The organism is Amycolatopsis pithecellobii (assembly GCF_009707865.1).
Lineage (GTDB): Bacteria > Actinomycetota > Actinomycetes > Mycobacteriales > Pseudonocardiaceae > Amycolatopsis_E > Amycolatopsis_E pithecellobii.
Window position 1 is genome coordinate 24,535 of sequence record NZ_WMBA01000022.1, and the last position, 23,247, is coordinate 47,781.

Consider the following 23,247-nt stretch of genomic DNA (forward strand, 5'->3'; position numbering starts at 1 on the left):
CGAACCGAGAGGATCACTGTGCCCACCATCAGCGAAGTTCACGAAGACCAGGCAGAATCTCTGGTCGCTGTCTACACTCGCGCCTTCTTCGACGACCCCGTCTTTTCCTGGATCTTCCCAGAACCGGAACGCCGGGCCGAAGCCAACCGGCGCTTCTTCACTGTGATCGTGGAATCGACGTTCGCAGGCGGCGGCCTTGCAATTCAAATCGAAGATTTCAGCGCCACCTCGTTATTCTATCCACCCTCTGTTCTCCCCACTGCACAGGCCCATGCCGATGTCCTGACGCAACTGGAAAACAAGCTGGACGAACAAGCTGAGCGAGCGGTGGCCTTTATGAATCTGCTCTACGACAATCATCCTCGGAACCTGCCACCACACCTCTACGGCACTTTCCTTTCGGCCGTTCCCGGGCGGCAAGGTAAAGGCCTCGGCACCAGGCTCAAGAAGGCCCAGTTCGCCCTCGCCGACGACACGGACGCCGGCGTGTACGGCGAAGCCAGCTGCCTGCGCAACCTGGCCCTGTATGAGCGCCTAGGACAGGTTCGCTTGGGCAAAACGATCACCTTGGAAGGCGGCCCGTCACTGTATCCGATCTGGCGGCCGCAGGCGAGCAAGCGCTCTGGCAAGTCTGAAGACTGAGCTCGGCCCTATTTTCCGGACCCTTCTGCGTTCCGGGTTGTACCGACATTCTATCCGACCACGCTTTCGTCGTCAGGATTATCAAGTTGCAAACGCCGAAACCATGGCCGTGTATTGTCGGTCCCCTTCGTCGGCTACGGCGACCACCGTTCCTTTACAGACGCGAAACCGCCGACCGGAGCCACGGTATGACAGCAACGGGAAATTAGCCATGATCTAGGAAATATGTGTCCACGACGGAGCAGTTGGCGACGTCGACGGTAATCAACATGCGAGGCCATGTGGGCGCCACGCGGCCAGACTCCGGTGCTGAAGAAGGCAGCTACAACACCGAATCACTGATCGCCTTCCTTACCGAGCTGCACGACGACCTTGACCGAGATCCCGTCACTCTGATCTGGGACGGCCTACCCCCATCGCGCGAAAAGCCACAAAGGCCTGGCTCGCCACGCAATGCCATTGACTGACCGTCGAACCCCTGCCCGGCTCGCCTATGACCTCAACCCCATGGAACAGGTCTGGGGCAACGTCAAAGCACACGAGCTGGCCAACCTCTGCCCCAACACCATCGACGAGGCCCACAACGCCGCACAGGCCGGCCTGGAACGCATCGACACCAGCTACCAGCTGTGCTTCAGCTTCCTCGACCATACCGGCCTTTCCCACTGACCAACATCACTCAAAGACCGAAAGATCTTCAATGACACGGATGACCCGGCGGCTCCGCGGATATCTGATACTGGATGCGTCCAGTCCCGGTCAGGACGAGGCGGCCGTCAGGGTTTGCAGCTCGGCGTCGGACCGCTGCAGGTCGTGCGCAGCGAGCAGCGCCGGCAACTGCTCGACGATGCGTGCGGAGGCGATCGGTGCGGTCACAGTTGGCTGCTGCGCAAGCCAAGCCAGCGCCACTATGGCCATCTCCACACACCGCGCCGTCGCGACCTGCTCCAACGCGTCGAGCACCTTCACACCACGTTCGGTGTCCGCGTAGCCGCCACCAAGGCCGGGCAGATGGCTTTGATGGTGGCGGCCGCAACGCCCATGTACTGCGGGTGGTCGCCGACCTTGGTTGCGACCGATCACATCCTCGCGGTTGCCGCGAGCGGCGAGCCAGTTACCGATGATGGTCTCGGACTGGCCCGGCTCGTTGCCCTGTTCGGGAAAGTAGTTCATGTACGAGTCGGAGGTGTCGATGAAGTTGCCGCCTGCGGCGAGGTAGGCATCGAGCGCCTCAAACGACTGTGCTTTGTCGGCGGTCCAGCCGAACACGTTGCCACCCAGGCAGAGAGGGGAAACGAAGAGATTGGACGATCCGAGGGCGCGAAGGTGAGTCACGTAAGTTCGACGTGTACGCCAGCCCAGATGTTCCGCGCTGGTCCAGCGAAGGCCGGGTGTGCTCCGGAACACGTCCTGAAAGGTAATGGCGAGGTTGTGCGTGGGCGGAGTCAAGACCGTCGCGATCAGTGAAGGTGGTCGAGGAGATGAGTGAATGCCAGTCGTGGCCGCGTGAATGCGCGTATCCGGTCGCACTGATCGCTGCCACTTTCGTGAAGATTCGTGATAGCCGGGGCGTGAACGGGCCGTACGGACCCGGCAGATCAGAAACGCGGCTGGCTGGTCGGTGGTCGGTCATGATGAACTGACGAGACAGAGCGTGGCTCTTTCGAGCCATTGCTTCGCGAGGTGGCGGGGAACGGCCTCCGCTGGCGAGACCACCGTCGGGTGATCACCGCGATCCTATGGCAGCTGCTACGCGGAAAGGCCGCCGTCGATCGACAGAGCCGTGCCCGTGACGAATGCCGATTCCGGCGCGGCGAGCCAGAACACCGCCTCCGCCACCTCCTCGGGAGTACCGATCCGCTCCATCGGCACGGAGGTGCTGATTTTCGCGGCGAGGCCGGGCGAGGACTCCAGCATCAGCGTCGCGATCGGACCGGGACACACCGCGTTCACCCGGAACCCTTCGGGCGCCAGGTCCAGTGCCGCCGCCTTCGTCAACCCGATCAGCCCGTGCTTGCTCGCGACGTAGGCCGGCATCGTCGGCGAGGCCTTCAGGCCCATGCGGGACGCGATGTTGACGATCACCGGCGAGTGCGAGACCTTCAGCAGGTCGTAGCAGTACTTCATACAGTAGAACGGACCCGTCAGGTTGGTGTCGATGATCCGGCCCCAATCCGCATCGTCGATCAGGCTCACAGGTGCCGGCCGTTCCCCCATGATTCCGACGCAGTTCACGAGGACGTCGGCACCACCCCATGCCTCCGCAACAGTGGACACCATGTTCCGGACCGATTCGACGCCCGTGGCATTCAACTCGCACGCACCGACTTGATCCGGCTGCCCGAGCGATTCGGCCAGAGCCGCAGCGCGACTCGCGTCGACATCGCAGACCATGACCCGGGCCCCCGCCGCGACGAAGCGGGCGACCACGGCCGCCCCGATGCCGCCCGCTCCGCCGGTGACCACCACTCTCTGCCCAGTGCCACTCATCGCCGACCCCTTTCTGGTATCTCCTACGGACGGATCAGGAGCTTCACGTGCCACGTGGCGACCTCGACGACGGCGTCGCCGTGATCGCGGTGCGAAACATCGCCTGCGGGCCGGCGGCACCCGGAACGCGCGAGCTGTACCGCGACGCGATAGACATTTCGGTGCATCAGCGGCCCGCCGTCCGGCCAGCACAAGGGCGCGCGATGATGTCTGTCGCCACTCGTTGAATCGGGTCACACCTGTGCGAGAAAAGTTCTCTTGCATGCACTCCCCCTGTCGAAATGGCGGTCGCGGTTCGGTTCCGACCGGCTGGAGGGATTACCGACGAGCCGTGCCCGGGCCGCGAGCGTCTCAGCACGGACGGCAGGTGAACGAAGTGATCGTCAAGTGCATGGCCTCGGTGACGGGGATGCCGCAGTCGGCGATCTCCCGGATCTGGCGGGCATTCCGCCTCAGACCACACGCGGTCGAAACCCGGCCCTGTCAATGGATCCGCAGTTCGTGGACAAGGCCCGCGATACGGTGGGCCTCTACCTGGCCCCACCGGCGAACGGGCTGGTGGCGGTGGACGAGAAGAGCCGGATGCCGGCGATCGACCGCACCGCACCAATCCTGCCGGTCATGCCCCGTTACCGGCGCGCATCACTGACCACCAGCCCGTTCAGGGCCGTAGCGAATCGCCGTCTACTTGAATCGGCGCATCTCCACGTACATCCCGCGGGACACGTTGCGCACGAACGGGAAGTTGCGGAGCGAGCGCTCGGAGACGGCTGCCGGTTCGCTCAGTGCCGACCACTCCTTGCCGGCGGGGATATTGATGTCCGACAGGTCGTAGACCTGGAGGTACTTCGGCAGCGTGACGATGTCCATGCCGGGCGGGGTCGCGAAGCCGCCCTCCGTCCGGACGAAGCGCCGCACCCCGGTGACGCCGTCGATCGCGGCGCGCTCCGGCACGTGCTCCTCGTCGTACCAGCTGTTCAGCTCCTCGTCGTGCTCCCGATCGAAGTCCACGGCAACGATCATCATTCCTGGCGTGATGTCTGACATCTCGTTCTCCTCGGGTTGAGCTCGGTCTAGCGCTTTCAGACTGTGCTCAGGCCGCCGTTGACCATGACGGTCTCCCCGACCACGTAGCCCGCCATCTCGCTGGCGAGGAAGAGAGCCACCCTGGCGACCTCTTCCGGCCTCCCTCGCCGTAAGGCTGGAATCCGGACTTCGAGCGTTCCGGTCATTGCCGGCGGTGTACGTGCCAGCATCGGGGTGTCGATCTCCCCGGGAGCGATCGAGTTCACTCGGATGCCCCGGCCGGCAACCTCGGCCGCGACCGCGCGGCACAAGGCATGCACGCCACCCTTGGATGCCGAATAGTGAGGGTAGGCGCTCACGCCCGTAACGCCCGCCTGCGAACCGATGACGACGATCGACCCACGGCCTTGCGGGAGCATGTGTTGCAACGATGATCGTACGACGTAGAACGCGCCACTGAGATTGATGTCGATCATGCGCTGCCACTGTTCGTCGCTCAGCTGAGCCGTGATATCGGCACGCTCACCGCGTTCCTGCTGAGCTGCGATCAATGTCTTCGTGTCCGGGTCGTCCACTCCTGCGCAGTGCACGACCACGTCCACGCTGTCCCTCAAACGGCAGATCTCCTTGAAGAGCCGGAACACCTGTTGTGAGTTCGCGACATCCACACAGTGAGAGGTGGACTCGCCCGGAAGTTCCGCGGAGATTCTTGCCGCCGCTTCCGCATCGATGTCCGCAACGGCGACACAAGCGCCCGCCGACGCGAATTCGCCCGCGACGGCTGCGCCGATCCCGGACCCTCCACCCGTGACAAGTACGGTCCTCCCGTCGAACTCACCGGTGTATCGGAACGACATCGAGATGCTCGGCCCCCGGAGGGGCCCGGCACTGCCGGTCATGGCTTCCGGCTCACGATCGGGTTCCTGACCTCACCAATGCCCTCCACCTCGACGACGACCTCGTCACCGTCCTGCATGAGCCACTGAGGTGTGCGCGCGATACCCACGCCGGACGGTGTCCCGGTGGCGATGACATCACCGGGAAGCAGGGTGATCGTGTCGCTGATGTAGCTGATGATCTCCGAAATCTTGTGCACGAGGTCCTTGGTGTTCGCGTCCTGGACGATCTCGCCGTTGACGCGAGTGGTGACGCGCAGCGAGTTGACGTCGGGCAGTTCGTCGCGCGTGACGAGTACCGGCCCGATGGGCCCGCTGCCGTCCGCGTTCTTCCCGACGGTCCACTGCGGAGTTTCCATTTGTTTCCGCCGTGCGGTGACGTCGTTGAACGCGGTGTAGCCGAGGATGATTTCCTCTGCGTCGGCCTCGGCCACGTTCCACCCGCTGCTGCCGATGACGACTGCGAGCTCGACCTCCCAGTCGAGACCGTCCTCGTTCGGCGGAATTGAGATCGGCGTGCCGTCGACGACCAGCGACTGGGCCCAGCGGCCGAAGACGGTCGGATATGCGGGTCGTTCGAAGTCGACGAGCGTCTTGGCTTCCTCCGCGTGGCTGTGGTAGTTCACGCCGACGCAGAAGACCCTTGCCGCCTCTGGCACCGGCGGAATCTGCGTGACGTCCTCGATATCGAATGCCTCGCCGGCCGGGCGGCCCCGATTCTCGGGGGCAGCCGAGTAGAACCCGGCCATCGTGCCGAGGGGAGTCACCTGGTTTCCCTGGACGGCGCCGATGTGTCGCTCGCCGTCCACTACATAACCGATAAGCCTCATAAGGCAGTCCTTCTTTCCCAGTCGTGGTCCGCGATTGCTGGTGCTGGAGTGGCTCTGCAGAACGGAGCCGTGAACCTTCGGTTCGTCGTTATCGGGCTGCCTCATGGCCGGTCACGCAGTCCCATACGCCGGTCACATCGGCGGTTCCGGACCCACGCCAGGCGACGTGGCCGTCGGGCCGGACAAGGACCGTGGTGGCGCGGTAGAGCTCGTCGAGCCCGGGCTCGACGAGCCCGAGCACCGTGAGCGGGATGCTCCTCTCGATCGCCTCGCGCTCCAGCTGCGCCGCCGTCTCCCCACCCTCGAGACACAGCAACGTGAATCCTGGGCCGAACTCGTCGAAGAGAGCCGCCCCCGTCGAAAGCCACCAGTGGGGGGCCCGTGCCCCCGGCCTTGCGGTAGGCACGTAGACATCGGGCCGATCGGGCGGAGCCGGCGTGCCGTCGTCCACGACGATGGGGGATCCGGCGTAGGAGGCGCCCAGCTGGATTCCCAGCGAGGCGAATTCGTCCTTGAACCCCTTCAGGAGCTCGGCGAGCTCGGCTACCGCCGTTGGGTCCTCGGTATCCGCGTCGTCGGTCACGGCGCCGAGTGGAATGTCCCGCAGGCTCTTCGAGAGTGCCAGAGCCGCGTTCGTGTTCCGGATGGCGATCGGCCTGCGCTCGAGTTCGTAGCTGGCCATCAGCGTCGAGCCGCCCCACCCCTGCACCGCTCCCGCCAACTTCCAGGCGAGATTGACCGCGTCGTCGACCCCGGTGTTCATCCCGAAGCCACCGGTGGGGGTGAACAGATGCGCGGAGTCTCCGCAGAGGAAAACCCGACCGGCCCCGTAGGAGTCGGCGACGAGCGCCCGCCCCGCCACCCAGTCCTCGGTCCCCAACACCTCGGTCTCGAGGTCCGCGCCTGCACCCTTGGCCACTCGCTTGCGAATGGCCTCCTCATCAAGATCGTCCTCCTGGACGGCATGGAAGATGAACTCGTCCTCGCCGTCCAGACTGACGAAGTCGAAGATCCCCTCTGGCCGGATCACCCAGTACTGCCAGCAACGTCTGTCCTTGAGCAGGCGAGACAGACCCCGGACGCGGATGTAGGTCGAGTGCTGCAGCCCGTTCATGAATCCCTGCTCGCGGCCGTCCTCCCCGACGTACTTGGCACCGAGCCGCCGGCGCACCATGCTGCGTGGCCCGTCGCACCCGATGAGGTAGTCAACCGTGACGGTCTCGTGTCCGGTTGGCCTCTCGAGTTTCAGCTCGACGTGCTCGTCCCGCTCCGCGAAGTCGATGCACTCCGTGCTCATCAGGCAAGTGATCCGTGGCGCTTGGAGCACCTCGGAGAGCAGGATGGCTTCCACGTACATCTGGTTGCTCCGATGAACGGGCTCCGGAGTCGGATCGCCCCTCTGCTTGCGGGCGACTTTCGCGAGCACCTCGCGGCACGAGTGCATCTCGAGTCGCTGGATCTCCCGGCCGGCGAGGCTCGTGAAATAGGCGACGTCGGTCGGATGATCCAGCGGCAAGCCGGTAGCACGAACTCGGCCGGCGAGGCCGAGACTCCGATAGTGCTCCATGGTCCGGGCGTTATGGGTGTTGCCCTTCGGGTGCATGCGCGCCGAACCTGATCGTTCTATGACGACGCTGTCGACGCCCAACTGCTGCAACTTGAGTGCCAACATCATGCCCACCGGCCCAGCACCGATGATTCCGACCGGGAAGTGGGAATTGTTGTCCGAGGTCTCGCTCATCCCGTCCTACCTGAGTGGCTGGTCTGCGTTCTTGGCCCGGGGGCCCGGTGCGTTGTACTGAGGCCGGAGACGCCCTAGTGCGTCTGCCCGACCTCCTGCTCGGCGAGCATCGCCTCGTCGATGTAGCCGGTCTGGCCGAACTTCGCGACGCGCTCCCGCACCTCCGCGAGGAGGGTCTCCTCAGGCAGGGTGAGGTCGATGCCGTACAGAAACGGCTGACGGGCCTCGAGCCCGGTCTGCCAGTACACCTCGAGCCGGTTGCCTTCGGGATCCCGGAAGTACACGCCGATGGCGTTACCGTGCGACACGACCATGTCGATCGGTGCCTGCGCGTCCACGATTCGGCCGTAAAGGGCTTTCAGCCCGGCCAGGGAACCGCACCGCCAGGCGATTTGCTGGACGAGGTGGACGTCTCGCTCGACATCGCGTCCCGAAGCCAGCAGCAGCTCGTGATGCTCGGCGTCCGGGCGCGAGCTCATGAACACGATTCCGTTCTCGGGCGCCTCGTCCGTGATCTGCAGGCCGAGCACATCCCGGTAGAACGCGACCTGGTTGTCCAGATCATTCGTAAAAAGACCTGTGTGGCCGAGCTCTACGATCTCCTCTTTGCTACGTCCGCCCATCTGATTCTCCCATCAGAATTATTGGCTAGCTGAACTTCGTGCTCCGCTCCGAGCCCGTGGTCGAGGCAGGCTCGGTTCGCTGACCCTCGCGAAGCCAGCCCCAGTGCTCGAGCCACTGCCTCGCGGTCTTGGCGTGGGCGAGGTCGACGTGCTGGCCGCCCACGACGAGCGCGGCGTCACCGCGGACGACCGCGGCGTCGAACTGAGCCACGACCTCCTCGTAGAACGCGAACTCGGTGGCCGAGGGCGTGAAGACCTCATTGGCGATGTGGACGTGACTGGGGTGGATCACCATCGCTCCCCGGTAGCCGAGCTGCCGGTTCGAGCCGAGGAAATCGCGTAGCCCGACAACATCGCGGACGTCCTGCCACAGCCCGCAGACCGGGTGGTCCAGACCGGCGGTCCGACAGGCCAGGAGGATCTTGCTTCGCGCGTACAGAGTCTCGAGGCCCTCGGCCGTGAAGATGTAGCCCAGCGCCCGTGCGATGTCACCGTGCGGACCGGTGCCGCCGAGCATGCTCACCACACGTGGACTCGCCGTCGCCAGCTCGGCCGCTCCGGCGATCGCCTTCGCCGTCTCGAGCGTGAGCAGGAACTTGGTCCGCCCCTGCTCCACCCCGCCCAAGGCCTCGAGCGAGGTCACCACGCCGTCGAAGTAGTGGATCTCCGCCGATGTCTCGACCTTTGGCAGGACTAAGCCGTCGATCCCACTGCAGACGACCTCGGCGAGATCGTGCCAGACCAGACCTGAATCCCACGAGTTCGGCCGAACCCAGACGCCGTAAGGCCGACCACCGGCCGCCAGCCTCCGAGAGGTGCGCGACACCGTCTGCCGAGCTTCCGCTTTGAGATCGGCTGGGACTGCGTCCTCCAGATCGAGGATCAGCGCGTCCGCGCCTGCCGCTACGCCTTTGTCCGCCCAGGACTCCTTGTGACCGGGCACGAACAGCATCGACCGGTACGGTTTCATCCCGTGCGAGGCAGCGCCGCTCTGATGTGCGTTGGCGACAGTGGTCATTCGCGGTCACCGCCGGGCCAGTACTCCATGGCCCCCACGCCTTCGGCCATGACTCCTACATCGATTGCGTCGCTCATCGATCGCCTTAGTTCTCGGGTGAGCACCATTCTCGTCGAGCGCAATGCCACATCCGGCTTGGCCACGAGCTCCCGCGCGATCTGATGGGCCCGTGGGAGGAGGTCGGGCTTGTCCAGGACCTCGTTCACCACGCCCATCCTCAGTGCCTCCTCAGCCGAGTACTGCTTGCCGGTGAGAGCCATGTAGCGAGCCCGGTTGAGCCCGAAGACGGTTGACAGGACGGTGTGGATGCCGTCACCCGGAACGATCCCCCGGGTGAAATGGACGCGATCGGCGAAGAAGGCCGTGTCGGCCGCGATGACAATATCGCACAACAACGCCTGCTCACAATGAATCGTGGCAGGTCCGTTGACCGCGGCAATCATCGGAACCTCAATGTCCAAATGCCCCAGCACCAGGCGGCGCGCGATACCGTGAATGGTCTTCCAGCGGCGTGGCGTGAAACGATTTTCACCTTCCGCCACGACTCCTCCGAGATGAATGAAAGTGTCGCCCGTCCCGGTAACGATGACGACGCGATTATCTTCATCGCGCGCGACACGCTCCCACAGCGAGACCAATTCGGCCTGAAACTCGAGGTTCCACCGCACGTCCCCGTTGCCGGTATGCAACCGAACCTCGAGCACGCCGGCTTGACGGCTCAAGTACACGAAGTTGAAGTCGTCGGCGTACTCCGGCCGCTCGACGCAAGAAGACATCATATCGCGTTTCTTCTCATGAACGTGCTGGCGCACTGAATCACCTGACATTGCCCGCTCCCGGTTTCGCCACATCCGGAGCCAGACCCGAATCCACCCATTTCATCAGGTCCTGATAAACGGCGTAAGAGACGGTCTCGATCCACAAGCCACCGACGGGACTGCGGAAATAGTAAGCGATCGGAGCGCCGTCGTCGGGGCCGTGCAGCTCAAAGGCCGGGACATAGTCCTTTGCTTCCAGGTGGCGGCACGCGTCCTCGAGGTCCGGTACCGCAAAACCGAGATGATGGACGGGATGCTCCGCAGTGCGCCACATCTCGCCGTCGATGTGTTCGAGTAGCTCAACCCGGTGCGGACCATTCGTTGAGAAGGTCAGCCGTGTCGTCCGTTGGCCAACCGACGTCGGGTTCCGCATCTGTCCGGTCGTAGTGATGGGATCGGCCCACGCAAAGCCGAAACCCGCGGCCATCGTCTTCATCGCTGCGTCCAGATCGGGCACGATCATCCCGGTGTGGAAAAGCATGAACTGCTCGAGGTGTGGCTCCGTCATGCGAGCAGCCCCCTCTCGACGCCGTACCCCGACGTCCGCGCCCCGCGATTCATTCATCGTTCGATCCCGTGCCTCTATGCTGCGTCTCAGCTGCGGAGACCGGGTACACGTCGTCGTGGTGTCGAGACCGGTCGGCGTTCTCGGTCACATGGTGGCGTGCGATCCGGTAGGCCCTTCTCAACCCGGCCGCGATTCCACCCGGCATTCGTGTGACGACAAGGATCACCAGCACGCCGTACAGAATGAGGGCGATCTGCGGGCCGAGGGTCGTGGCGCTTGATCCGATGCTCCCGCGCAGTACGGCGGTGGCGAGGACGGGCAAACACGTGACGAAGAAGGCGCCGACGATGGTACCCGCGATGGAGTCCGGTCCCCCGATGACGACCATCGCAACGTACTGCACCGTCAGGAGCAAGGTGTAGCTGCTCACCGTCGCGAACTGGGCGTAATGGGCGGCGAGCGCGCCTTGCAGGCCGATGATGCCGAATCCCACGCCGAACACCAGCAGCTTCGAGCGCATGGCGCTGATGCCGAAGGTCGGGGCGGCCCGCTCGTGGTCACGCACCATGCGCAGAGCACGTCCGGACTTCCCGCGGCTCAGCACCGAGCACAGCAGAACTACGACGCACACTACCCCCGTGAGCAGCCACGACCAGCGCATTGTGGTGTCCCTCGGGAATTCGCCACGCAACATCGCCGTGGGCAGTCGGAATCCGGCCTCGCCCACCGTCGCTCGCTGGAACTCGGAGCAGAAAAAATAAACGATGAAGTAGGCCGAGACCGTCGCCAATGCGAAATATAGGCCCTTGAGGCGCACTGCCGGGAATCCGATGAGAAGACCTATGACCCCTGCCACGACGACCGCAACGATGACGTCGCCCGGGAAGCCGAACCCACTGCGAACGACTCCGGCCGCGGTGAACGCACCGAGTGCAAGGAATGCGGAGTTCCCCAGGGACACCTGCCCGGTAGTGCCCATTTGCAGATTGAGTGCGACAGCGCCCATGGAGGCAAGCAGACACAGGTTGAAAACGTACAGAGTGTAGTTCGGAAGAATGAGTACCGCGAGTCCGGTGATCAACAGAAGGAGTGGAATCCCCACCCAGGACGAGAAGACCCGGAGCTCGATTTCTCTGAGGAATGAACGCGATTGAGAGATCGGAGTCGCATTCACGATTTCTGTCTGAGTCATAGTCTTGTCACCGCCGCGGTTCCGAACAGTCCTGCCGGCTTCACCAACAGCACCACGAGAAGGAAGGTGTAGGTGATGATGGGCACGAAGTCGCCACCCCAGTACTGGGCGGTGAAGCCGTTGATGACCCCGATCGCGACTCCCCCGATGATCGCGCCTTCGATGCTGTCGAGGCCGCCGAGGATGATGGCGGGAAACGCGGCGAACGCGGTCTCCGAGAGGCTGGGCGTCACGACGTTGGTGCTGCCGTAGACGATGCCCGCGAGTCCGGCCAGTCCGGCCGCGGTGATCCAGGATCCGAGGAATACGCGTCTGACATTGATACCGCTCTGGCTCGCCAGAAGCGCGTTCTGGCCGGCTGCACGGACACTGATCCCGATCCGCGTGAATCGGAGCAGGCAGGCGACCCCGATCGTGACGACGAGGCTGAACACGGTGAGGGTGAGGGCCCCGTTCGAGAAGCGGGCACCGGCGATTTCACTGGTACCGCCGGGCAGGACTGCCAGGTTGAAAGAATAATTGACGTTGCCGAAGTACAGTGAGATGAATCCGTCGAGGATTGCCGCGAGACCCAGAGAGGCGATCAGGCCGTTCAGGTGCGCGTCCCCCGCCAGACGTCGGAGGACGAATTGATAGAACACTCCGCCGACGGCGCCAACGATGAGAAGCGAGAGGACGACACTGACCGACATGCCGAATCGTCCGCTCGATGTCCACAGACCGGTGAAGAAGGCCGGGATGACCATCAGCTGGCCGTGTGCGAAGTTGAACGTCGAGGTGGCGCGAAAGACGAGGACCATACCGAGCGCAATGAGCGCGATGATCGCTCCGTTCGCGATTCCTCCCAGAAGGGAAACGGTGAACTGACTCATCGTGGTCAGTCCCTCCTCTCTAGCGGACCGACCTGGGCGCCGGAACGTTGGTGGGACCTGCCGACCACGGCTTCCCGGTACTCCGGCGACTCGAATACCTCGTCCGGAGTCCCGGTCGCGATAACCCGGCCGGCTTGGACCCCGAGCACGCGGGAGGCGCACTGCCGCACGACATCCATGTGGTGCTCGACCAGCAGGATGCTGACCGATGGGTCCGCCCTTAGGTCCTGGATGATGTCCACGACCTTGCGCTGCTCTCCGATGTCCAGCCCGGAGGTCGGCTCGTCGAGCAGGAGCAGCGCCGGCCTATGGAAGATGGCGCGGAGGATGTCGACCTGCTTTCGTGCTCCGTACGGGAGGCTGCCGGCCTCACGGTGCTGCAGACTGCTCAGGCCTGCTCGCGCGAGCAGAGCTCGAGCCCTGACGTGCTCCGCACGCTCCGTCTGTCTGACCCGCCACGGCGTGAAAATTTGCCTGGCCGCAGCGAATCCCTCGGCGTGGTGGGACCCGACCACGACGTTCTCGAGGACGGTGGCCGTATCGAGAAGCGGCGGATGTTGGAACGAGCGTGCGACACCCCGTTTGGCGATACGCACGGGGCTCTCCCGGACAATGGAGCGGCCGAACAGCTCGATCTCGCCGCTCACAGCCCTGCCGAGGAGGCCGCTGATGGCGTTCAGGAAAGTTGTCTTGCCCGCCCCGTTCGGCCCCACCACGCCGATCGCCTCGCCGGCCTGGACGGTGGCGGTCAAGCCGTTCAGCGCCGTGACGCCCCCGAAGCGCGCGGTCAGGTTGTCGATGTGCAGCGTCGGGGCGCTCTCGGGACGAACGGGCGACGGGCGAGAAGTCGATGTCCGGGTCGGCGAATATCCGTTCATCACGCCTCCACATATCCGGCAGCCAGTAGTTCGCTGCCCCGGAACTTCTCGGGGGGACCGGAGTCACGCACCACGCCCCCGACGAGCAGATAACAGTGATGCGCCACGTCGAGGGAGAAGCCGGCGCTCTCATCGACGACGATCACGGCCGTGCCGTTCCTCGTGATCCGCTGCAACGCGTCGAACAACGGCTCATGAAGGCTGTGATGGAGCCCCAGGGTGAGCTCGTCCACCACGAGCAGACGGGGATGGCGAAGGACCGCCCGGCCGAGCGCCAGCATCTGTTGCTGTCCGCCGCTCAGCTGTCCCGCCGCCTGGCGTGATAGATCGGCGAGCGCCGGGAACAGCTCGAAGACCTGGTCGAGCCGGTCATGTAGGGCCTGGCGCTGTCGGGGAAGGTCACCGGCCGCCCGTAGATTGTCCGCGACGGTGAGGTTGGCGAACACCTTGTCGCGCTCCGGCACGAAGCTGACGCCCATCCGCGCGATCTTGTGTGCTTCCAGCCCGGTGACGTCGCGGTCGAGCAGCGTGACCCGGCCCCGCTCGATCCGCGTTTGCTCGGACCGCAGGAAGCCGCACAGCGCGCGCACGGAGGTCGTCTTGCCGGCACCGTTGGGTCCGAACAGCGCCACGATCTGACCGGCCCGGACCTCGAACGAGATGCGCTCGACACCGAGGGCGCCGTTGGAGTAGCGGACGGCCACCTCGGACAGCTCGGCCACGACCGGCCGGTCGACCGTCTCGACGTCCGGTTCGGGAGCACGCACGCCGCCGTTCACCGGAGGTACGACCCATCGAGCGCCGTGACGGAGTCGCAGCCCAGACCGGCAAGGGTGTCGTCGATGCCCTGTCGCAGCAGCTGGAGCACCCGGGCGACGCCCGGTTCGCCAGCAGCGAGCAGGCCGTAGAGGTAAGCGCGGCCGACGAGGACCGCCTTGGCGCCCATCGCGATCGCCTTCACGACGTCGGAGCCGCGCCGGATACCACCGTCAACCAGGACCTCGGCTCGACCGTCGACCGCGTCGAGGACCTCGGGCAGCACACTGAGCGTGGCCGGCTGGCCGTCCAGCACATTGCCACCGTGGTTCGAGACGATCACCGCCGCCGCCCCGTGGTCGACCGCCTTCAGCGCATCCTCGGCGGACATCACCCCCTTCACGATGAGGGGGCCCTGCCAGGCCTCCCGGATCCACTCGAAGTCGGTCCAGGCCGGGGTCCGGCGGTAGATCGCTGATCCCACCTCGAACATCGTCATCGGTCGGCCGTCTTTGGCCCCACCCATCGGGACGTTGAGCCGCCCGCGACTCCTGGCGAACTCCAGCGCCCACCCGGGCCTCGCGGCAACCTGAGGCGCGACCCGCGTCAACTGGCCGTACCGCAGTGACGTGGGAGCGAAAGCACGCTCCCGCAACGGTCGCTCGTAGGAGGCGGGGGCCTGCGTGTCAATGGTCAGCACGAGGCCCGCACACTTGCTGTCCCGCGCCCGTTGGATGGCCTGCTCGGCAACATCTCGTCCACCGAGGTAGTAGAGCTGGAAGAACGTCGGCGCGGGTGTCGCCGCCGCGACCTCCTCGATGGGAGTCGTAGTGAGCCCGCTGACGATCTGAACGGTCCCCGCCGAGTCCGCTGCCCGGGCGACCGCGATCTCACCCCCACGGCGTCCGAGGCCGAGAAGGCCGACAGGTGCCGCGATCACGGGCATGGACAGCTCGTGGCCGAGGAAGGTCGTGCGGAGGTCGCGCACCGGGGTGAAGGTGGCGTGGCGTGCCTTCAACCCGGTCCGCTCGAAGGCGGCGACGTTGGCCTCGAGAGAGATCCCTTTCCCCGCCCCGCCCTGGAATCGCTGGAACAGGAATCGCGGGACCGCTCTCCGGGCCAGCTGCTCCGCGTCCGCCACGCTGTTCATGCGCTGGATGACGTTGTTGCGCAACATGTCGAGACTCTCTTCGTGTCCGTGGTCTGTGGGGTACCTCTCGTGCGACCGCACTCCGCGCCCGGCGTCCTCGGCGGGTTGCTCCCGGAACTCGGGGCCTCGCGCCGGTCAGCCCACCTGGGTCGGTGTTCCGACCGCGACCGGCTTCTGGCTCTGGGAGTCCCACCGGTAGAGCTGCACTGCCGTCAGGCCGTAGTGCTTGTCCGGGGTGAAGGTGATCGGGCCGTACATGGCGTCAGCGGGGACATTGATCGGCCCTGCGCCCTCTGCCGCCGCCTGGAAGCCCTCGGGGCTGCAGGACGCGCCGCATTTCTGCAGGATCGCAGCTGCCGTGTACGCCGCAGCCCACCCCTGGGCGAAGTAGCTGGTGTCCTGAGCCTGGGCCTGAACTCCCTTGGCCTTGGCAGCGTCCGCGAGCGGGGAACCGGCCGTGGCGACGGCGCCGAGCCGGACGGCCGAGTAGTTCGCCGCCGCGACCTTGGCGAACGAGGACTCCTGTGCCACCCCGTGGGTGGCGATGATCTGCCCCTTGAAGCCCGCGGTGTTCAGGGCCTTCGCCTCCAGGACGGTCCCCGCCACGGAGTCGATCAGCAGGACGGTGTCGGGGGCGTCCTTGACGAGGGCGGCCGCCTGGCTGCTGAACGAGGTCTGGGTGATCTCCGTCCGCACCACCGAGGTGAGGTCGACGTTCGCCCCGGCGGCGTCCGCCTGGATCTTCTTGAGGTAGCTGTCGATGGCAGGAGTCGCGAGGCCAACCACCGCGACCTTCATCCGGTCGGTCTGCGGCACACCGCTGACGACACGCGATCCCGAGAGCAGTGTCCGCGAGACCTGCCCCGCCTCGAGATTCAGGCTGTAGTGCAGCGGAATGGGTGGCGTCACCGCCTCCTGGGGCCCGCTCAGGTCGATCACGGGAATGCTCGAGTTCGCGAAGACCGGCAGGCTCGCCGCGACGCCGGCGCTCGAGGTCGACTCGATCACCACATCCGGGGTCTCGGAGAGCGCCTGCTGCGCGGCGGTCCCACCGCCGTCGGCGGTCGACTGGGCATCGAAGGGACCGACGACCGTGACCTTACGCCCGTTGATCCCGCCATCCTGGTTGATCTCGTCGACCGCGGCCAGCACGCCCGGGGAGCCCAGTCCCAGGGCCGTCTGGGGCCCGGTGAGGTCGGCGATCACCGCGATCTTGAGGTCCCCGCTCCCGGAGCCGGACCCACCGTCCGCGCATCCGGCAAGGGTCAGCGCCGTCAGGGCCACAAGACCAACGGCAACCGCCCGCGACGGGCCGGCGCCGGTTTTTCTCCAGTGCAACGTTGCCATCTGGATCATCCTTTGTGATTCGAGGGCCTACGCGTGGGGCTCGGACTTTTGAACGAAGCCGTAGATCTCGTAGACCAGGGACGCGTCAAAAACGGGGTACATCCCCCGGTACCAATGGTTGAGGGTGTGTTTCGTCCACCGAATTGAGTTCGGTGTCTTGCTCACCAGCCGACCGGCGAGGTCGACGCCGCGTGTCAGGGCCTCGCCGTCCGGCGCGCACACGGAGACGAGCCCGATCTGCTCGGCCTTGGGTCCGGTCACGGGTTCACTCGTCAAGAGGTAGTACTTGGCTCTCGCCATTCCGCACAGCAACGGCCAGCAGATCGCGGCGTGGTCGCCGGCGGCCACGCCGTGCGCATTGTGCCCGTCGCGCAGCGTCGCGGTATCGGAGGCGACCGAGATGTCGGCGAGCAGCGCCACCGCGAGCGCTGGACCGCTCGCCATCCCCTGAATCACGCTGACCAGCGGCTTGTCGAAGTTCAGCACGTTCATCACGATGTCCCGCGCTTCGATCATCGTGCGCGTGCGGACCTGCGGGTCGTCGACCATCGCCTCGATGAGGTCGGCGCTGGCGCCCCTGGAGAACGTGTCGCCGCTCCCCGCGATCAGGACCACCTCAACGTCGTCGTCTTGGCTGATCGCCGGCCACAGCCGTGTCAGCTGCTTGTGGAAGGCGGAATTGATCTCGTTCCCGTTCGGCGCGGTGAGGTCGACCTGGAGCACGCCCTCACGCGGGTTGGAGAACGTGAATGCGTCGAACTCGCTCCGATAGGCGGCCACACTCATCGTCCCGCCCCCGCACCGGCCGAGACTTCCGCGGACTCGGCCGGGCACCGCAGCATCAGGGCGCTCCGTTCACAGCGGGCGACCGCGGTGCCGTGCTGGTTGTAGCCTGTGTGCTCGAACGTCACCACTCCGGCGGACGAGCGGGACTTCGACTCCCTGCGGGCCTTCACCACGGTTTCCACTCGTATGGTGTCCCCGTGGAAGACGGGTGCCGGGAACTCGATCTTTCCGAAGCCGAGATTGGCCACGGTCGTGCCGAGAGTCGTCTCGCTCACCGATATCCCCACGACGAGCCCGAGTGTGAAGAGGCTGTTCACAAGGCGCTGCCCGAACTCCGTCCGGCTCGAGAACTCGGCATCCAGATGCAGCGGTTGCGGATTCATCGTCATGACGCTGAACAGCGTGTTGTCGGCCTCGGAAACGGTGCGCGTCACCGAGTGCTCGATTTTCAGCCCCTGGCTGAGCTCTTCGAACCACAGACCTGCCATGGAAAACCTCCTCAGACGGTCGAGCCGGTGGCTTGACCGAAGACGCCTCGTGCGATCAGCCTGTCGATCGCAGAACTGGTGTGGCCCAATTCCCGCAGCGTCGCAACGCTGTGGGCGCCGACCCGCGGTGCCGCCTCCGGTACGGCAGGCTCGGACTCCGAGAACCGGGGAACCGGGGCCGGCTGCCGGACGCCAGCGATGTCCACATAGGAGTTGCGCTCGACGTGGTGCTCGTGGCGGGATGCCTCCAGCGGATCCAGAACCGGCGCGACACAGGCGTCCCGGTCGCCGAAGATCGTCAGCCACTCGCTGAGCGTCTTCGACCGGAACCGGCCGGCTACCAGCTCCTTGCGACGTGGCCAGCCGGCCCGGTCCAGCTGCGGATACATGTCCGTGTGGTCGAGACCCAGCCCGTCGACGAGCTCCGCGTAGAAGGCGGCCTCAATCGCGCCGACGGAGATCCACTGGTGGTCCTCCGTCTCGTAGACGTCGTAAAACGGCGCGCCCGAGTCCAGCATGTTGGTCCCCCGCGGGCCACGACCCACTGTCCAGGGCGCCCCATGGAACATCGTTGTCAGGAGTGCCGATCCGTCGACCATCGCAGCGTCGACCACCTGACCCTTTCCGCTTCGATTCCGGGCCAGCAGAGCGCACAGCACGCCGAACGCCAGGAAGCAGCCGCCGCCACCGAGGTCGCCGAGCAGATTGAGCGGCGGCGTGGGCGGCTGGTCGCGCCGCCCGATCATCGCCAGGGCGCCGCTCATCGCGATGTAGTTGATGTCGTGGCCGGCGCGCTGGGCATATGGCCCGGTCTGCCCCCACCCCGTCATCCGGCCATACACGAGCTGTGGGTTCACCGCGAGGCACGTCTTGGGCGAGAGACCGAGACGTTCCATGACACCCGGCCGATAGCCCTCGATGAGGACGTCCGACCGGGCCGTGAGTGCGAGCGCCACGTCACGCCCCTCGGGATGCTTCAGGTCGACGGCGACCGAACGACGCCCCCGCACGACGAGATCGCGTGCGGGGCGGCCCAGCTGGGACAGCCTGTCCAGCCGAATCACCTCGGCCCCCAGGTCGGCGAGCATCATGGCCGCGAAGGGTGCTGGGCCCATGCCCGCGAACTCGAGCACTCTGATCCCCGTGAGCGGCCCGGCCGACCGGGCGGCGCCCGGTTCGCCGGAGTGCACGGTCGCTACCTCGTCCATCTAGATGACCCCCGCCGTACGTAGCGCCGCGACCTCGTCCTCGCCCAGGCCCAGAACGTCGTGCAGGAGCGCGGCGGTGTCCTGGCCGAGCCTCGGCGCCGGCTGCTTGAGGCTCACCTCGGAGCGGGAGAACTGCCACGGCACACCCGAGCCGACGAGCGCCGTCGACACCTCGGGATCCGGGTGCGGGAGATCGACCAGGATGTTCCGTGCGTGCAGGCTCGCATCGTCGAGGACCTCCTCGACGGTGCGCACCGGTGCGCACGGGACGCCGTGCTGCTCGCTCAGCACCTCCCAGACCTCTGCCTTGGACCTCAGCAACGTCCAGCCCTGGATGATCTGGTCCAACTCGCTGCTGAACTTGACCCGTCGGCCCCGGCTGCTGAAACGCTCGTCTCTCACGAGCTCGGGATGGTCCATCGCTTTCGTCAGCGCCCGGAACCAGGGATCGAGCAACGCGGCGATCGCCATGTGGCCGTCCTTGCACTCGTAGACTCCGAACGGCGCGAGGCGAGAGTGGGAGTTGCCGCTTCGCTTCGGCAGACCGACGGCAGCGGACGCATCGAAATGCTCCAGTGCCACCAGCAGCGCGAGGGACTCGACCAGCCCGACGGTGACGTTCTGCCCGACCCCTTCTCGGTCCACGACCCGAAGTGCGGCGAGGATGCCGCTCACGGCGAACATCGGGGCAACCAGGTCACCGATCGGGACGCCGACACGCATCGGAGGTGTTCCGGGCTCGCCCGTGACGTCCATGACTCCGCTCAGGGCCTGGATGATGATGTCCATGATCTTGGTGGAGGCGAACGTGCTGTCCGGAGAGACGCCGTCGATCGAGCAGTAGACGAGGCGTGGGTTGATCTTGTGCAGCGTCTCGTAGTCCGCGCCCAGCTTCTGCACCGTGCCCGAACTCAGGCTCTGCACGAACACATCGCTTCGCCGGACCAGGTCGTGCAACACGTCGCGGCCCTGCGGGGTCGAGGCGTCGAGCGTCAGGCTCCGCTTGTTCCGGGACCGGTTGAGCAGGGAGACCGAGTGATCATCCGGGCTCTCGGCGTGCAGGTGAATTCCGTTCGGCCCGACATAGGGCGGGTTGCTGCGGGCGAGATCACCGCCGCCGGGGCGCTCGATCTTGATCACTTCTGCGCCCAGGCTGCCGAGCAGCAGGGTGCAGAAAGGCCCTGCCAGCGCCGATGTCATGTCCAGCACCCGCAGTCCTTCCAGCGGCCTGGTCCGGAAATCCCGTGTCACGGCACCCATCCTCAGTACGACTTCGGCAGCGTCAGGACGTGCTCGGAAAGGTAGTTGAGCACCATCTCCTGGGAGATGGGCGCGATCCGGTACAGCCGCGACTCACGCCAGAGTCGCTCGATGTGGTACTCCTTCGCATAGCCGAAGCCTCCGTGCACCTGGAGCACGGCGTCACAGGCCGAGAAGCCGGCGTCTGCGCCCAGGAACTTCGCGGTGTTCGCCAAGGGCCCGCACGGCAAGCCGTTGTCGTAGTAGTCGGCCGCTTTCAGCGCAACGGTCTCCGCAGCGGTCAGCCGCGCCCAGTTCTCCGCCATCGGGTGCGCGATCGCCTGGTTCGCCGCGATGGGACGATCGAAGACCGTTCGGGACTTGCTGTAGTCGACCCCGAGTCGGAGGGCGGCGTGGCCCATGCCGATCGCCTCCATCGCGATGACGATCCGCTCGGGGTTCAGCCCATCCAGGAGGTAGCGGAACCCCTTGCCCACCTCGCCGATAACGTCGTCGTCCGTCGCGACGAGGTCCTTGATGAAGACCTCGTTCGAGTCGACGGCTGACCGCCCCAGCTTCTCGATGACTCGGATGTCCACTCGGGACCGGTCGATCTCCAGGAAGAAAAGCGTCAGCCCGTCGAACGGGCGCTCCTCATCCCTGGGAGAGGTGCGCGCGAGGAGGATCATGTGAGTCGCGTTCTGCGCGTTGGTGGTCCACACCTTTTGGCCGTTGATGATCCACTTGTCGGCTGAGCGCACCGCCCGCGTCGCAGTACGAGAGGTGTCCGAACCGGCGTTCGGCTCGGTGATGCCGAACGCCATGACCATCTCGCCCCGCGCGATCGTCGGCATGTACCGGCTACGCATCTCCGCGGATCCGTGCCGGAGGATCGGAGACGGTGGGAAGACGTAGAAATGCATGGCCGCGGCGCCACTCGTGCCGGCCCCGGACGCCGCGATCTCCTTCATCAGGAGTGCCGCTTCCTTGATGCCGAGCCCGAGACCGCCGTATTCCTCGGGTACGACGATGCCCATCCAGCCCGCGTCGGCGAAAGCGTTGATGAACTCCCACGGGTACTCGTGGCTACTGTCGCAATGCGACCAGTAGTCTAGCGGAAACCGGGCCGCAAGCTTCCGAGACTGTTCGATGACGTCTCGCTGGACCTCGGTGAACTCTTCGAACACGGTTCTCCTTGATTACCTGCCTTGGCTCTCACCGACCGTCGGCGCCTGATCGACCACAGCAGCGCATCGATTCGAGCTGCTCGTCGTTCGGCGTCAGGAGCCAGCCCCTCAGGGCCCGCTCAGCAAAACTCGACGAGACAACGCGCCACAAGCGCACCGACCGGCCTACGGCCACAGCGTCCGCATGATGAACAGGTCCTCGGCCGGCGATCGCATAGTGGACGCGCAGACATCAGACAGTTACCCGCGTGGGACCGTCAGACTTTCCGACATGCGGAATGCCGGCCACAACCGCTTGTCGTAAGTGCTGGCGAGCAGTCAACTATGTGTTGTCCATCACACGACCGGCTATCGTGTGGACCCTATTTTCACCGTAGGAGTTCGCGACATGGACGCACCGAACAGCGCCGGATCGCCCAACAAGGAAAACGATGCGGCGATCGGCGATCAATGGGGCTTCTGTGGAAACGGCTCGCCGCAGAACAATTGCGTACCGGAGCTGTCTCGTCCAACTCCCTGCAGCTCAGCTCTCAGATCGAGGGCTCCCGGATGCATCCTCAGCTCGGTGGCAGCGGGGATAGCGCACGACTGCCACCACGAGCAAGCAACTTCACGCCCGCGGGCCTCTCGCCCGCCGTGGAAACGGCCCCGGTGGAAGGTTACGCATTGATGGAACGACTTCAAGCGGATGAACACCGCAACGAGAAGAGCAGCGACGACGGCGCCGGCTCCAACGTCATAGCGAAAGCCGCAACACTCATGCGCGTCGTCGCCAATGCCGGGACGCGGGCTGGTGGTGTGACGACCGCAACGGCCGCGAGGCATGCGGGGATTCCTCGCCCGACCGCTCACCGCATCCTGATGCTGCTGGCCCACGAGGGCCTGCTCGAGCGAGACGAATCATCGGCTCGTTGGCTTCTGGGTCCGGAGCTGCAACTGCTTGGTGTGCAGTCGGCCTCGAGGCACGACGTGACACGGAAGGCGCGGGAGATTCTCGATCAGCTTTCCCGGGAAACTGGCGAGGACGCTATGCTGTACGCCCGGCGCGGCAGCGAGGTCGTCTGTACGGCATCCGAGGAAGGCAGCTTTCCGCTACGGTCCCACAAAGTGGTAGAAGGTACTCGGTTCCCGTTGGGTGTGGGATCGGGTGGCCTGGCTGTCCTGGCCCACATTCCGAGGACCGAGATGGAGACTTACCTGTCCTCGCTGCAACTGCAGACAATCTACGGGCCGGCTCACAGTGCGGCCGCAATTCGCAAGCGAATCGCCGAGACGCGCGCAAACGGATACTCGTTCAACCCGGGCCTCCTTGCGTCGAACAGCTTCGGAGTCGGGGCAGCAGTATTCGACAACCTGGGCTCACCTGCATACGCACTATGCCTGACAGGTGTCGAGGACCGATTCACGCAACGTCGAGTTGCAACTTTGGGGAGGCTCGCGCTCGAGGCTGCTCACAGATTGAGTAAACGGATCGCAGGCTGACTGCCGGCGGCGTGAAATCTGGTTGCGGCAGGTTTCCCTGAATTCCGGCGTCCGGCGACACCGCTGTCCC

At 65.4% G+C, this 23,247-nt stretch carries 26 protein-coding genes; 5 read left to right on the forward strand and 21 right to left on the reverse strand.

Features of this window, described 5'->3' with window-relative positions:
* Positions 1-18 precede the first annotated feature (18 nt).
* The 3 genes from GKO32_RS15815 (at position 19) to GKO32_RS39075 (ending at position 1,311) form a co-directional block, all read left to right on the forward strand.
* Positions 19-642: a hypothetical protein gene (locus tag GKO32_RS15815; RefSeq protein ID WP_154757634.1), complete on the forward strand. Its 624-nt coding sequence runs from the start codon at positions 19-21 to the stop codon at positions 640-642.
* Between the two features lie 227 nt (positions 643-869).
* Positions 870-1,109, forward strand: coding sequence for a hypothetical protein (locus tag GKO32_RS39070; protein WP_246243847.1), 240 nt, complete (start codon positions 870-872; stop codon positions 1,107-1,109).
* On the forward strand, positions 1,102-1,311 hold the full coding sequence (locus GKO32_RS39075; protein WP_246243850.1) for a hypothetical protein: 210 nt from the start codon (positions 1,102-1,104) through the stop codon (positions 1,309-1,311). Before GKO32_RS39070 ends, GKO32_RS39075 begins: the two co-directional genes overlap by 8 nt.
* A 90-nt stretch (positions 1,312-1,401) precedes the next feature.
* Here the strand turns inward: GKO32_RS39075 and GKO32_RS15825 are convergent, their stop codons facing one another.
* Complete coding sequence (locus GKO32_RS15825) at positions 1,402-1,911, reverse strand: aldo/keto reductase (protein WP_376765964.1); 510 nt, start codon at positions 1,909-1,911, stop codon at positions 1,402-1,404.
* 480 nt (positions 1,912-2,391) lie between these two features.
* Positions 2,392-3,132 carry an SDR family NAD(P)-dependent oxidoreductase gene (locus GKO32_RS15830; RefSeq protein WP_166459577.1) on the reverse strand — a complete coding sequence of 247 codons (741 nt, stop codon included), beginning with the start codon at positions 3,130-3,132 and terminating at the stop codon, positions 2,392-2,394.
* A 47-nt stretch (positions 3,133-3,179) separates the two neighbouring features.
* On the opposite strand from GKO32_RS15830, the gene GKO32_RS38010 reads away from it, so the two are divergent.
* Positions 3,180-3,359 carry a hypothetical protein gene (locus tag GKO32_RS38010; RefSeq protein ID WP_166459578.1) on the forward strand — a complete coding sequence of 60 codons (180 nt, stop codon included), beginning with the start codon at positions 3,180-3,182 and terminating at the stop codon, positions 3,357-3,359.
* Between the two features lie 457 nt (positions 3,360-3,816).
* Here the strand turns inward: GKO32_RS38010 and GKO32_RS15835 are convergent, their stop codons facing one another.
* From GKO32_RS15835 to GKO32_RS15925, 19 genes are all read right to left on the reverse strand, one after another.
* Positions 3,817-4,179, reverse strand: coding sequence for a hypothetical protein (locus tag GKO32_RS15835; RefSeq protein WP_154757636.1), 363 nt, complete (start codon positions 4,177-4,179; stop codon positions 3,817-3,819).
* A 35-nt stretch (positions 4,180-4,214) separates the two neighbouring features.
* Positions 4,215-5,057 carry an SDR family oxidoreductase gene (locus GKO32_RS15840; protein WP_154757637.1) on the reverse strand — a complete coding sequence of 281 codons (843 nt, stop codon included), beginning with the start codon at positions 5,055-5,057 and terminating at the stop codon, positions 4,215-4,217.
* Positions 5,054-5,884 carry a fumarylacetoacetate hydrolase family protein gene (locus tag GKO32_RS15845; RefSeq protein ID WP_154757638.1) on the reverse strand — a complete coding sequence of 277 codons (831 nt, stop codon included), beginning with the start codon at positions 5,882-5,884 and terminating at the stop codon, positions 5,054-5,056. Before GKO32_RS15845 ends, GKO32_RS15840 begins: the two co-directional genes overlap by 4 nt.
* Positions 5,885-5,972: 88 nt before the next feature.
* A complete protein-coding gene (locus GKO32_RS15850; protein ID WP_154757639.1) occupies positions 5,973-7,625 on the reverse strand; it encodes an FAD-dependent monooxygenase in 1,653 nt (550 codons plus the stop codon).
* 74 nt (positions 7,626-7,699) lie between these two features.
* Positions 7,700-8,248 (reverse strand): VOC family protein, encoded by a 549-nt coding sequence (locus GKO32_RS15855; RefSeq protein ID WP_154757640.1) that lies wholly within the window; start codon positions 8,246-8,248, stop codon positions 7,700-7,702.
* Between the two features lie 25 nt (positions 8,249-8,273).
* The gene (locus tag GKO32_RS15860; protein ID WP_208024419.1) at positions 8,274-9,266 is read right to left on the reverse strand and encodes an HpcH/HpaI aldolase/citrate lyase family protein; all 993 of its coding nucleotides are present in this window, start codon (positions 9,264-9,266) and stop codon (positions 8,274-8,276) included.
* On the reverse strand, positions 9,263-10,078 hold the full coding sequence (locus GKO32_RS15865; RefSeq protein ID WP_166459580.1) for an enoyl-CoA hydratase/isomerase family protein: 816 nt from the start codon (positions 10,076-10,078) through the stop codon (positions 9,263-9,265). The genes GKO32_RS15860 and GKO32_RS15865 overlap by 4 nt, the downstream gene beginning before the upstream one ends.
* Before the next feature lie 4 nt (positions 10,079-10,082).
* Entirely contained in the window at positions 10,083-10,565 is a 483-nt protein-coding gene (locus GKO32_RS15870) for a VOC family protein (protein WP_166459581.1), read from the reverse strand.
* A 76-nt stretch (positions 10,566-10,641) separates the two neighbouring features.
* Positions 10,642-11,784 carry a branched-chain amino acid ABC transporter permease gene (locus tag GKO32_RS15875; RefSeq protein WP_154757643.1) on the reverse strand — a complete coding sequence of 381 codons (1,143 nt, stop codon included), beginning with the start codon at positions 11,782-11,784 and terminating at the stop codon, positions 10,642-10,644.
* Positions 11,781-12,656: a branched-chain amino acid ABC transporter permease gene (locus GKO32_RS15880; RefSeq protein ID WP_154757644.1), complete on the reverse strand. Its 876-nt coding sequence runs from the start codon at positions 12,654-12,656 to the stop codon at positions 11,781-11,783. The genes GKO32_RS15875 and GKO32_RS15880 overlap by 4 nt, the downstream gene beginning before the upstream one ends.
* Before the next feature lie 5 nt (positions 12,657-12,661).
* Positions 12,662-13,534 (reverse strand): ABC transporter ATP-binding protein, encoded by an 873-nt coding sequence (locus tag GKO32_RS15885; RefSeq protein ID WP_154757645.1) that lies wholly within the window; start codon positions 13,532-13,534, stop codon positions 12,662-12,664.
* On the reverse strand, positions 13,534-14,301 hold the full coding sequence (locus GKO32_RS15890) for an ABC transporter ATP-binding protein (RefSeq protein ID WP_166459582.1): 768 nt from the start codon (positions 14,299-14,301) through the stop codon (positions 13,534-13,536). The genes GKO32_RS15885 and GKO32_RS15890 overlap by 1 nt, the downstream gene beginning before the upstream one ends.
* An 8-nt stretch (positions 14,302-14,309) precedes the next feature.
* Positions 14,310-15,467 carry an alpha-hydroxy acid oxidase gene (locus GKO32_RS15895; protein WP_154757647.1) on the reverse strand — a complete coding sequence of 386 codons (1,158 nt, stop codon included), beginning with the start codon at positions 15,465-15,467 and terminating at the stop codon, positions 14,310-14,312.
* Positions 15,468-15,575: 108 nt separating this feature from the next.
* Positions 15,576-16,787: an ABC transporter substrate-binding protein gene (locus GKO32_RS15900; RefSeq protein ID WP_166459583.1), complete on the reverse strand. Its 1,212-nt coding sequence runs from the start codon at positions 16,785-16,787 to the stop codon at positions 15,576-15,578.
* Positions 16,788-16,814: 27 nt separating this feature from the next.
* Complete coding sequence (locus tag GKO32_RS15905; protein ID WP_154757649.1) at positions 16,815-17,573, reverse strand: enoyl-CoA hydratase/isomerase family protein; 759 nt, start codon at positions 17,571-17,573, stop codon at positions 16,815-16,817.
* Positions 17,570-18,061, reverse strand: coding sequence for a MaoC family dehydratase (locus GKO32_RS15910; RefSeq protein WP_154757650.1), 492 nt, complete (start codon positions 18,059-18,061; stop codon positions 17,570-17,572). Before GKO32_RS15910 ends, GKO32_RS15905 begins: the two co-directional genes overlap by 4 nt.
* An 11-nt stretch (positions 18,062-18,072) precedes the next feature.
* Complete coding sequence (locus tag GKO32_RS15915) at positions 18,073-19,269, reverse strand: CaiB/BaiF CoA transferase family protein (RefSeq protein ID WP_154757651.1); 1,197 nt, start codon at positions 19,267-19,269, stop codon at positions 18,073-18,075.
* Positions 19,270-20,520: a CaiB/BaiF CoA transferase family protein gene (locus GKO32_RS15920; RefSeq protein WP_166459584.1), complete on the reverse strand. Its 1,251-nt coding sequence runs from the start codon at positions 20,518-20,520 to the stop codon at positions 19,270-19,272. It abuts the gene before it with no gap.
* Positions 20,521-20,531: 11 nt separating this feature from the next.
* Positions 20,532-21,695 carry an acyl-CoA dehydrogenase family protein gene (locus tag GKO32_RS15925; protein WP_312867989.1) on the reverse strand — a complete coding sequence of 388 codons (1,164 nt, stop codon included), beginning with the start codon at positions 21,693-21,695 and terminating at the stop codon, positions 20,532-20,534.
* Between the two features lie 450 nt (positions 21,696-22,145).
* Between GKO32_RS15925 and GKO32_RS15930 the strand changes: the two genes are divergently transcribed.
* Entirely contained in the window at positions 22,146-23,177 is a 1,032-nt protein-coding gene (locus GKO32_RS15930) for an IclR family transcriptional regulator (RefSeq protein WP_246243852.1), read from the forward strand.
* Positions 23,178-23,247: the final 70 nt, after the last annotated feature.

Coding starts and splice junctions, on each gene's coding strand:
- GKO32_RS15830 (WP_166459577.1), bottom strand. CDS start 3,132: ATGAGTGGCACTGGGCAGAGAGTGGTGGTCACCGGCGGAGCGGGCGGC.
- GKO32_RS15835 (WP_154757636.1), bottom strand. CDS start 4,179: ATGTCAGACATCACGCCAGGAATGATGATCGTTGCCGTGGACTTCGAT.
- GKO32_RS15840 (WP_154757637.1), bottom strand. CDS start 5,057: ATGACCGGCAGTGCCGGGCCCCTCCGGGGGCCGAGCATCTCGATGTCG.
- GKO32_RS15845 (WP_154757638.1), bottom strand. CDS start 5,884: ATGAGGCTTATCGGTTATGTAGTGGACGGCGAGCGACACATCGGCGCC.
- GKO32_RS15850 (WP_154757639.1), bottom strand. CDS start 7,625: ATGAGCGAGACCTCGGACAACAATTCCCACTTCCCGGTCGGAATCATC.
- GKO32_RS15855 (WP_154757640.1), bottom strand. CDS start 8,248: ATGGGCGGACGTAGCAAAGAGGAGATCGTAGAGCTCGGCCACACAGGT.
- GKO32_RS15860 (WP_208024419.1), bottom strand. CDS start 9,266: ATGACCACTGTCGCCAACGCACATCAGAGCGGCGCTGCCTCGCACGGG.
- GKO32_RS15870 (WP_166459581.1), bottom strand. CDS start 10,565: ATGCTTTTCCACACCGGGATGATCGTGCCCGATCTGGACGCAGCGATG.
- GKO32_RS15875 (WP_154757643.1), bottom strand. CDS start 11,784: ATGACTCAGACAGAAATCGTGAATGCGACTCCGATCTCTCAATCGCGT.
- GKO32_RS15880 (WP_154757644.1), bottom strand. CDS start 12,656: ATGAGTCAGTTCACCGTTTCCCTTCTGGGAGGAATCGCGAACGGAGCG.
- GKO32_RS15885 (WP_154757645.1), bottom strand. CDS start 13,534: ATGAACGGATATTCGCCGACCCGGACATCGACTTCTCGCCCGTCGCCC.
- GKO32_RS15895 (WP_154757647.1), bottom strand. CDS start 15,467: ATGTTGCGCAACAACGTCATCCAGCGCATGAACAGCGTGGCGGACGCG.
- GKO32_RS15900 (WP_166459583.1), bottom strand. CDS start 16,787: ATGGCAACGTTGCACTGGAGAAAAACCGGCGCCGGCCCGTCGCGGGCG.
- GKO32_RS15905 (WP_154757649.1), bottom strand. CDS start 17,573: ATGAGTGTGGCCGCCTATCGGAGCGAGTTCGACGCATTCACGTTCTCC.
- GKO32_RS15910 (WP_154757650.1), bottom strand. CDS start 18,061: ATGGCAGGTCTGTGGTTCGAAGAGCTCAGCCAGGGGCTGAAAATCGAG.
- GKO32_RS15915 (WP_154757651.1), bottom strand. CDS start 19,269: ATGGACGAGGTAGCGACCGTGCACTCCGGCGAACCGGGCGCCGCCCGG.
- GKO32_RS15930 (WP_246243852.1), top strand. CDS start 22,146: ATGGGGCTTCTGTGGAAACGGCTCGCCGCAGAACAATTGCGTACCGGA.